Annotated in this window: 7 protein-coding genes; 3 read left to right on the top strand and 4 right to left on the bottom strand. The window is 44.2% G+C overall.

The genetic code is table 11. The features are described 5' to 3' along the window. From metH to E1163_RS06550, 3 genes are all read left to right on the top strand, one after another. Positions 1–2447: methionine synthase (metH, locus tag E1163_RS06560; protein ID WP_155170639.1), on the top strand; the 2447-nt coding region annotated here is incomplete at its 5' end. A 60-nt stretch (positions 2448–2507) separates the two neighbouring features. Continuing rightward, positions 2508–3461 carry a methylenetetrahydrofolate reductase [NAD(P)H] gene (gene metF / locus E1163_RS06555; protein WP_155170638.1) on the top strand — a complete coding sequence of 318 codons (954 nt, stop codon included), beginning with the start codon at positions 2508–2510 and terminating at the stop codon, positions 3459–3461. A 584-nt stretch (positions 3462–4045) separates the two neighbouring features. Next, a complete protein-coding gene (locus E1163_RS06550; protein ID WP_221417951.1) occupies positions 4046–4483 on the top strand; it encodes an Hsp20 family protein in 438 nt (145 codons plus the stop codon). 43 nt (positions 4484–4526) lie between these two features. Here E1163_RS06550 and E1163_RS06545 read toward each other — a convergent pair whose 3' ends face one another. From E1163_RS06545 to E1163_RS06530, 4 genes are all read right to left on the bottom strand, one after another. Then, positions 4527–5735: a hypothetical protein gene (locus E1163_RS06545; protein WP_155170636.1), complete on the bottom strand. Its 1209-nt coding sequence runs from the start codon at positions 5733–5735 to the stop codon at positions 4527–4529. Positions 5736–5748: 13 nt separating this feature from the next. Beyond that, positions 5749–6642 carry an outer membrane beta-barrel protein gene (locus E1163_RS06540; RefSeq protein WP_155170635.1) on the bottom strand — a complete coding sequence of 298 codons (894 nt, stop codon included), beginning with the start codon at positions 6640–6642 and terminating at the stop codon, positions 5749–5751. An 8-nt stretch (positions 6643–6650) separates the two neighbouring features. Continuing rightward, positions 6651–8366 (bottom strand): DUF1501 domain-containing protein, encoded by a 1716-nt coding sequence (locus tag E1163_RS06535; protein WP_155170634.1) that lies wholly within the window; start codon positions 8364–8366, stop codon positions 6651–6653. 3 nt (positions 8367–8369) lie between these two features. Next, positions 8370–10184, bottom strand: a 1815-nt coding sequence (locus E1163_RS06530; RefSeq protein WP_155170633.1) for a DUF1800 domain-containing protein, incomplete at its 5' end; no start/stop codon positions are given.

Here is a 10184-nt window from a genome sequence, read left to right as displayed (position 1 = left end):
GGGAAGAGGCCATGACCAAATTCCTCAACCTGATAGCATCAGAACCGGAAATATCCAAAATTCCGATCATGATCGATTCCTCTAAATGGCATATTATTGAGGCAGGTCTCAAGTGCATTCAGGGTAAAGGAATCGTTAATTCCATAAGTCTGAAGGGCGGGGAGGATGAGTTTATAAAACAGGCCAAAAAGATCAAACAGTATGGAGCCGCCGTAGTGGTGATGGCTTTTGATGAAGACGGCCAGGCTGATAACTATCAGCGACGAATTGATATCTGTAAACGCTCATACGACATCCTCGTCAACAAGGTTAAATTCCCTCCGCAGGATATTATTTTTGACCCCAACATTTTCCCCGTGGCTACCGGTATGGAAGAGCACCGGAAGAATGCACTGGACTTCTTCAATGCTACCAAATGGATCAGGGAAAATCTCCCTGGGGTACATGTGAGTGGTGGTGTGAGCAACGTTTCTTTTTCTTTCAGGGGAAATAATGCAGTTCGCGAGGCTATGCATTCTGCCTTCTTGTATCATGCCATTAAAAACGGTATGGATATGGGCATTGTGAACCCAACTATGCTTGAGGTGTACGATGAAATTCCCAAAGATCTTCTGGAGTATGTCGAAGACGTATTGCTGGACAGGCGTGATGATGCGACCGAAAGGCTTCTTGATTTTGCGGAAAAAGTAAAAGGTGGAGCGAAGAAGAAACAGCGCGACGATGCCTGGAGACAGGGTACTGTTGAAGAGCGTATATCACATGCTTTGGTAAAGGGAATTATTGAATTCATAGATGCCGATACTGAAGAAGCCAGAGTCAAATACGGAACACCACTACAGGTAATAGAAGGGCCGTTGATGGACGGAATGAATATCGTGGGAGACCTGTTTGGTTCCGGCAAGATGTTCCTGCCTCAGGTGGTAAAGAGTGCCCGTGTTATGAAAAAAGCAGTGGCCTATCTCGAGCCGTTTATGGAAGAGGAGAAGCGGCGAAACAAATCCACGGAATCTGCCGCCAAGATATTACTGGCCACCGTAAAAGGTGACGTCCACGATATCGGAAAGAATATCGTAGGAGTGGTTTTGGCTTGTAATAACTACCAGATCGTAGACCTGGGAGTTATGGTGCCTGCTGAGAAGATCCTCGAAACCGCCATAAAAGAAAATGTAGTCGCTATTGGCCTCAGCGGCCTGATCACACCATCTTTGGATGAAATGGTGTATGTAGCTCAGGAAATGGAGAAGAAAAATCTGAAACTTCCATTACTTATTGGCGGAGCTACAACCTCAAGGGTACATACAGCGGTAAAGATAGATGAAAATTACAGCGGCTCTGTAGTTCATGTTCTCGATGCCTCACGCAGTGTACCTGTGGTAGGGGAATTGATCAGTAAAAATACAAGGGAGGCCTTTCATAAAAAGATCAAGCAGGAGTATAAGGAGTTGAGGGAAGGACACGCCTCACGCAAATCCGACAAAACCTATATCAGCCTGGATGAAGCCCGGGCAAACCAGACACCGATAGACTGGTCTGCATATCAGCCGGTTAAACCCAAAGTGCTGGGCAATAAAGTGTTTAATGACTATCCGCTGGAAGAGATCAGAAAGTTCATAGACTGGACCCCGTTTTTCCAGACCTGGATGCTAAAGGGCAAGTTCCCCAAAATATTTGAAGACAAAGTCATTGGAACCGAGGCCAGAAAATTATATGATGATGCGAATCAGTTGCTCGATGAGATCATAGCAGGTAACCTGCTCCATGCCAATGGTGTTATCGGCCTTTATGAAGCCAAAAGAGTAGGGGATGATGTGAAGGTTTTTGCTGAGGGTGAGCATGTGGAAACGTTCCATTTTTTAAGACAGCAGGGCAAAAAAGGTAAAGGAATACCTAATTTGTGCCTGGCCGATTTTGTGGCTCCGGAAGATGCAGGCATCACGGATTATATCGGAGGCTTTGCCGTTACTACAGGTATTGGTATAGAGCCGCTTATTGAAAAATACAAAAAGGCCCATGACGACTATAACGAGATCATGGTCAAGGCCATAGCTGACCGGCTTGCCGAAGCTTTTGCCGAGCTTATGCATGCCAAAATAAGAACCGACCTTTGGGGGTATGCATCAGAAGAAAATCTTTCAAACGAAGAACTTATTAAAGAAAAATATGCCGGTATCAGGCCTGCGCCAGGTTATCCCGCATGCCCTGACCATACGGAAAAGCCATTGCTGTTCGACCTGTTGCAGGTAGAAAAAAATACGGCAATCTCCCTTACCGATTCTTATGCTATGTACCCGGCTGCTGCTGTAAGCGGGTTCTATTTTTCTCATCCCGAATCAAAGTACTTCGGGTTGGGCAAAATTGAAAAAGACCAGGTGGAGGATTACGCGCAAAGAAAAGGCATGTCAACCGAACAAATTGAGAAATGGCTTGGGCCAAACCTCGCCTATTAAAACAGTATGATTTAAAAAAATTTTACAGTTTCCGCATTGCCGGAATATCCCAGAACGAATATGAAGATAACAGAACATCTTTCGAACGCAAAAAAAACACTTTTTTCATTTGAAATACTGCCTCCGTTAAAAGGGGAGAATATTGATAACCTTTACAATCATATTGATCCCCTTATGGAGTTTAACCCTCCCTTTATTGATGTGACGTACCACAGAGAGGAATTCGTTTACAAGAAAAGGGAAAACGGTCTGCTCGAGAAAAAATCTATCAGAAAGCGTCCCGGTACCGTTGGTATATGCGCAGCCATCAAGAATAAATACAATGTAGATACCGTTCCACACATCATATGCGGAGGATTCAACAAGGAAGAAACAGAGAATGCCCTCATCGACCTTAACTTTTTGGGTATAGACAATGTGTTACTGCTACAGGGAGATGCCATAAAGACAGAATCTGTATTTGTGGCTGAAAACGGTGGGCATAAATATGCCTCAGATCTGTTAGGTCAGGTCGTGGATATGAACAAAGGGAAATACCTTGATGAAGACTTGCTAAATGCCAATCCTACCGATTTCTGTATTGGTGTGGCCGGTTATCCCGAAAAGCACTTCGCTGCTCCGAATCTCAAAACAGACATGAAATACCTCAAAATGAAGGTAGACATGGGGGCTGACTATATTGTTACACAGATGTTTTTTGATAACAAGAAGTACTTTGAGTTTGTGAAAAAATGCAGGGAAATGGGTATCAATGTTCCTATTATTCCGGGATTAAAACCACTCACTACCAAGAGACAGTTAAATGTACTACCAAGGATTTTCTATATCGATCTACCCGAAGAACTGGCAGATGCCGTAGAAAAATGCAAAGATGACAAGCAAGTACGTCAGGTAGGCATAGAGTGGACTATAAAACAGTCAAAAGAACTGGTGAAATTCGGAGTCCCAGTATTGCATTACTATTCGATGGGCAAATCAAATTCAGTATTGAATATAGCCAAGGAGCTATTCTGATTAAACTTTCAATGGCACAATACCCAGCCATAAAAGCTTACCGACAGTACTAAACCCCGGCTTTACTAAACTTCCAAAAGTTTGGTAAAGCTTAGCTGTTCGGCAATGCAGGCAGAAGGTAATGCCGCTAACCAGAAGTTTAGTTAATTTACCATCTCGTTTGAGAAACTATATTCAGTAGCTCCGTGAACGGGCAACTGATAATCCGTCACGCGAGGGGTAATACTCACAAGAGGTTTAGTTGATACCATCCCACTTATAAAAATGCATTTTTAGCCATCTGAAGGAAGTCATAACCAACTTCCACGTAACCCTGAAAGGGGCGCAATCTATCAGCAAAAGGTGCAGCCTTTTGTTAAAAAGTAGTAAGCAGTCCAGGCCTGAAAGGGTGTCAAAGAATTGCTCAATAATTCTCAGCGGAGTAGTTCGTACTGACATGGCCTATTCACGTCAATCACTCCTATTATCTGTATTCAACTCGCTTCTTAAACTCACTTTTCAAGCACCTGGCTCTGCCACTCTGTCTATTGATTTTCTCTCGATCAGTCATTATGGCATGCGAGAAGATAAGCCCGGATAATGGTATGATGGTTGTTGTTATAACACCAAATGGAAAGGAGATTTTTATGAAATATGATAAAGATAAGAAATGGGTTAGGAGAGTACTACAGACAGCAGACATTGTCAATACTCTTAACGGTGGCATCAGTGAGCCGCAGGTGAAGCTTGAAAAGAAATCTGATCACTATTTAATAAAGGCCCGCATTCCCGGAGTAAATGTAGAAAAGGTAAAGGTGGAGATTATTGATAAGAACCTGATGGTGTATCACAATCTGGAGTTTGCAGGCAGGAATGACTCACCGATAATGGTTCCCCATGTAGTGGCTACATGTCCATTGTCTCCGGAAATAGATTTTAGAAACATATCTGCTTCTTTTGAAAGTGGTATTTTAAACGTCTTTTTACCTTTCAACGAGCTTAAGACAGGTTTCCATAAGAATATAGAAATAAGGAGATGGTAAGAAATACAGGAAGGCTCCCGGTTGAGGGCCTTCCTGTATTGAATTAGTTTACAAGCTCAACAAGCTCGTCCTCAGTTAACTTAAAAAGGCAAATACGCGTAAACCGGTCTGCCACAGACGTAGCGCCCGCTACTATGAGTCCATTGTCTTCCGTTGCATTAAAGCCTGCAATTTCAAACGGGTTGGCGTAGCCAAGATGTTTTGTGCCCAAAAGTTCACCCGAACTGGCACCATACGCCATTAAAATGATCTTACCCGCTTTGGTATGACTGCCATATAAAGATATATCCTTGCCATCAATGCTCATTTTCTTCACCACTACAGGTGCGTCAGGAACAAGCTCAGGAAACGAATTTCCTGCAAGATCAAAAGATGAGGTGGTTCCGGTTACATTAAGCTCTACTTTTGGTAGAATATAATTATCACCGTAATTGAACCTGGCAATAGCAAAGTTATTTCCCGCTATGTGCGAAACAGCGCTTATCCCTCCATTATCATGCTGGCCCTGCGTAACGCCATTGGGGTCTTCACTGGAGAAATTAGTGAATACCAGCGACATGGTGTAGTTGTAAAAGCCATTGAAAAAGTACAAGCCGTTGTCCATTTTACCTGCTGAGAAGGGAAGTTGCCTGCCTGTTCTGGTAAAGTGTTCAATAATAGGCGCTTCCACTTCATCCCCGGCGCCAATGCTAAAGTCAATTTGGTTCATCACCTGTCCCAAAGTGCTGACCAGTGATAGCACTGATCGTTTATCACCATTATCATAGCTGTGGAGTATGATACTGTTTTCATCAGCAGCAGCGTATAAAGGATAGTACACATTACCACCAATGGCAGCAGTGTCTGTCAATTGGCCTGCACTGTTTAAAGTGAATAAATGAGCCTGGAGGCTGGTGGCTTCCATGGCCACAAAATAGAATTTGTCTTCGAACTCTATCAGACTGTTGACCGGATGTACAAACTGAGAGGAAAGGTTTTGTTCGGAAACAAATTGTCCGTTTTCATCCGCCTTTAAAAGGTATACACCCAGAAAATCAGAATCATCCAGCCTTGTGGCTCCTAAAATCAGATAGCCGCCGTCACCGGTCTGTTTTACATCTATTGGAATAAAAGATGCCTGAAACAGGTCATTGTCATAAATCCTGAAAAATGAAGCATCAGGCGCGATCTCATTATCAGAAATATCGCATGATGAAAGGAGTGCCGTCATTATTAAAATGAAGGCTATATATGCATTGAGTTTATTCTTCATGGTTGGTGAAAGATTAATTTGCATCAAACTGTTTGTTGATAAACCTCAGAGGGAACAGGAAGCCGAGGCCGAATGAGATGTTTCGCATTTCAACATCATCAAGCGCATCCCCAATCCCTGCCAGCTCGTTTTTCGAATACCTGTTTTTGGCATTAGTAATGTTATTCATACCATAGCGATATGTAGCATCCAGTACCAGCCTCATATTCCAGAAGTCGTAACTTACACCCACACCGCCGGCTACTCCAACCGAAGTTTTGATGAAGAGGTCTTTGGCACCTATTACTACATTTTCAGTATTAAAAGGGCCGGCGTCTCCTGATGCATAATCAGTTCCTGTAATTTCCACTGCCTTGTTCGCGTTGGCCAATCTGGCATAGTAGCCGCCAATTTGAATGAAAGGCCTCAGATTGCCTCTGGTAAGGTCATATTTGACGAAAAAAGGTATTTCAATATAATCCAGTTGATGGTCCTGGTCATACTTCAAATCAAGCTGGTTATCACCGTTTTCAGCATCGTCCCAGGTAAACTCGTTATAGTAAGAAAACCTTTGCCTGCGATAGTTGGGTTGCAGACTAAAAGAAAACCCTCTGTGATAAAAGGTGATCTCAATTCCTGCATGGCCACCGGGCAGCTCAAAGCCACTGTAAGTTTTCTCGGTAAGCTCCTGGTCATAATTGATAGGGCTGAAACCTGAAAAACGTCTTATAGGGTTGGCTTCCGTAAGGCTTGCCCCGGCCCTGAAGCCCAGCCACCACTGCGTTTGCAAAAAGCGGTCACCCTTATTGGGCTTGGGCGTACTGTAAGCGGGATACATTTTGTCTCTTTTTCTTTTACTTTGAGCCTCTGTAGCCTGATATCCCAGGATCAGGACAGCACTCAAAATCAGAGCGGTTAGGTTTTTCATTTGACTTATTACTCTCTTATAATCAGTTTTTTAGTGTCTTTTAGTAATCCCGACTCTATCTGGTAAAAATAGATTCCGGGTTTGATTCCGGCAAGGTTAGCCTTAAACTTATGCTCACCCGGGCCTTTCCTTTCCTGCATCAGCCATTTCACCAATTGTCCTTTTTGGTCAATAAGTTTAATGTTTACCTGGTTTTCGGTATTGATGTAAAAAGAAATATGGGTTGATCCGGAGGCCGGATTCGGATAGGCATCATTAAGCCTGAAGCGGTCTTTAAAGAAGGCCTCGGTTCCTGTTACTTCATCCGAAATTAATTGCAAAGGCTCATAGTTGCCAGTTCCGTCTTCTTTAGGGCCATCGATAAAGTTTCCGAAGAATATGTCATTATTGACCACATCCTCATCCACCTGCATCCAGTCTTTCAACAAGGTGGCATACACCTGCCTGTAGTCATGCTGCATATCAATATTGCCTCTTCCTGTAGACAAGTCATGGTTTGTACCCAGCACACCTGGCTTAACATGCTTTCCGAAGATAAACATAGGTCCACCCTTGCCATGGTCAGTCCCGAAGCTACCGTTAGAATCAATCCTTCTGCCAAATTCTGAAGTGGTAAGCGATAATACGCGATCCTCAATACCCCTCGATCTGAGGTCGGTCTGGAAAGCCTTCATGGCCGAAGAGATGTGGTACATCAGAGCAGCGTGTAGCCCCATAGTAGGGTCATAACTCTCAACCTGATCGGCATGTGTATCAAAACCTCCGATTCTTACGAGGTAAACTTTTGTTTTGGCACCACCTGCAATGAGCCTGGCCACCACCTGTAACTGAGGAGTCAGTCTGTTGGTAAGGCTGCCCGAAGGAGCATTGAAAGGGTAGATCTCCGGATAGGTCACTGATGTGGCGCTGGCATTATTCCATACCTCCAGGAGCCTTGCCGCATAATCTTCTGATTTATCCTCGAGGCCAAGGATCCAGTTAAGCTCCTTGCCGTAAGGAGAATTATCCAGGCCAACAGGAGGTTTGCCTCGCGGGTCAATGAGTTTATCTTCAAAACCTTCAAGGCTTTCTACCAGGTCTGCAAACCCCTGCGGGCCTCCGGGTATTGAAATGGAGGTCGGTATATTGCCATGCTGGTGGAACATCAAAGATACGTCGCTGCCTACCTCTATAGCCAATGGATCTGGCATGTCCGAGTTAGGGAAGTCATCCGGATAAACCTTGGGAAGATAATTATTTTGCAGATACCTGCCTACCCAGCCTGATGAGTAATAATCATCAAAGCCTCCGCCCATGTGCCAAATGTCCCGGCCCCGGAAGTGAGAACCGTTATTGTTAGGGTAGGAGACACCCTGAACAATCGCCATCCGGCCCCGGTCATACAGGTCTTTGGCCCCGATCATATCCGGGTGTAAACCCACCTGGTCTGCGGAGGGTAACGTGGAGTCAAGAGGTATATATCTTCTTACACTATTCTTTGCAGGAATGGCAATGTTCGCTCTTCTGCTGTAATACAGGTCATATTGCTCTACCGGAATAACGGAATTCAGACCATCGTTTCCTCCATGAAGCTGAATAATTACCATTACGCGGTCACTATTGCTTTGGTCTGCCAGTCTTAAGAAATGGCTCGACTCACCCATGACCCGAATAGGTATGTTGTTCAGAGCCAGCGAAGCACCGGCCAGCATGGGGAGCTGTTTTAGAAATTTTCTTCTTTTCATGGTTTAAAATAGTTGGTATTCAGGAGACTGCATCATTGCGTTAAAAAGCCTTCTCAGGTATTCACCGGCTTCCAGGTACTTAGACGGATCAGCATACAAGCTACCCCAGTCCGAGTTGGCCTGGTTAACGGCTGCAGTATTCTGATAGTCATCAAATTGTATAAATACCTGTAAAAAGTATCTGATGCGCTCTTTGGTCAGGTCGCCGCCATCTACCTCATAGTCAAGGTTTTCCGCAAAAGGAAAAATATAAGGGGCGAGCGTGGTTATGAATTGTTTGGCATCTGTTGCCTGGGCGTTGAAGTTTAGTTTTACAAATTCCAGGATATCAAACGTCGGCAGGTTTTCATTTTGGTTCATCAACTGCCTGATATAGTCATACCGCTGAGTAAGGTAGTTGGTGGATATCCAGTTTCTGTTATAAACAGGAAACTGGTGGTATGCTACATAACCTGCAACTTCATAAGGTTCGTAAAAGGTCATTCCCTGGCGTCCCATCAGATCCAGTAGACTCCCTGTCATCATGTAGAAGTTCTCAAGGTCGTTTTGGTATGAAGGAAGCTCTATCTCCAGAAACTTAAGTGTACCCAGGATAAGGTCAAGTGGTGATTTAATAATACCACCGAATTTGTCATCCTCAACACCGGATACATTATCATAGAAATGCTCACTTTGGAATAGCTCCTCCAGTACAGGCTGTATTTTGAAGTCATTGGCAGTAAATGTAGCTGCCATCTGGGCAATTACATCATCATCCAGCGTTTCATCAATATCATAATAAACAAAGAAGCGGTACAGCTTACGGCAAATATGTCGTGCGGTCTCTTCTCTGCTGTAGATCATATCTATAAGTTGGCTGATCTCATCAATAGCACTTTCTTCCGTAGGCCCGGTCTGGAAAAGGGTTGGATCAGGAGTCACTTTTCCATCATTAAAACCGGAAAAGTAGTCACTGAATTGTTTTACACCCTCAGCATGCTGAGTAGCAATTACGCCACCTCTGATCCGCCCTCTCGGGATGCCCGTATACTGATCGATAGTCTCAAAATCTTTATCGCGGTCAAATCCTGAAAGAACTTTTGCAGCAGCCTGTACATCCTGTTCCGTAAATGTGAAATAATCATCCGGCCCTGGAGGTGTCATACCATTTACACGGGCCTCAAGCCCCCGGCCAATGGTGTAGAGTTCAAACATCTCGCGGGCAAAATTCTCATTTACACTGCCTTTTACATTCTGGCGGCCATCCAGAAATATGAGCATGGCATTGTCAATACAAATTTTCTTTGTTAGTTCTTTGAAGTTTCGCGGAGCTATTTCGTTCTGAGAGTTTCCGGTATCTTCATCGACTATCACCACATTTTCATCCTCTTTGTCGAAAGCAAAAAGCCTGAAAAGTGCATTTTGAAAATAAAGGGCGCGGCTGTCATCTACTTTTTCCTCCATCGTAGTAAAATGTGTATGAAGGAACAGCGTGATTTTCTCTCTCAGAGCATAAGCCAGTTCGTGGCTGTCAGCAATATCAGTGCTCATCATCTGTCCGATAAACCAGGCTTTGAAATAAGCCCTCAGTTCATCGTCCCCGCTATTGGCCCCTTCCACAACACCACTCTCCACCCACTCCTGTCCTGTGGCAGGATCGATGGGCAATGTTGGGTCAGGTAAATCAGTAGCAAAAAGCTGTGCTACGGCTTGAGATGCGGTTAGATTGGCAAAATAATCGATTTGCTGCTTCGATGCTCCAAAGGTGGCCCTGCGCAATAAATGGGCAGCTCGTTTCACCCCCAGTGAACCAGTTAAAGCTGTTAATGGCATGTTAGT

This window comes from Fulvivirga kasyanovii (assembly GCF_009711405.1).
GTDB classification, from domain to species: Bacteria; Bacteroidota; Bacteroidia; order Cytophagales; family Cyclobacteriaceae; genus Fulvivirga; species Fulvivirga kasyanovii.
The sequence above is the reverse complement of the archived record's forward strand: the minus strand, read 5'-3'. Positions and strand labels throughout refer to the sequence as shown.

Bases quoted from the DNA above. Each gene is read 5' to 3' on its own strand.
- E1163_RS06550 (WP_221417951.1), top strand. From the start codon at position 4,046: ATGATGGTTGTTGTTATAACACCAAATGGAAAGGAGATTTTTATGAAA.
- E1163_RS06535 (WP_155170634.1), bottom strand. From the start codon at position 8,366: ATGAAAAGAAGAAAATTTCTAAAACAGCTCCCCATGCTGGCCGGTGCT.
- E1163_RS06545 (WP_155170636.1), bottom strand. From the start codon at position 5,735: ATGAAGAATAAACTCAATGCATATATAGCCTTCATTTTAATAATGACG.
- metF (WP_155170638.1), top strand. From the start codon at position 2,508: ATGAAGATAACAGAACATCTTTCGAACGCAAAAAAAACACTTTTTTCA.
- E1163_RS06540 (WP_155170635.1), bottom strand. From the start codon at position 6,642: ATGAAAAACCTAACCGCTCTGATTTTGAGTGCTGTCCTGATCCTGGGA.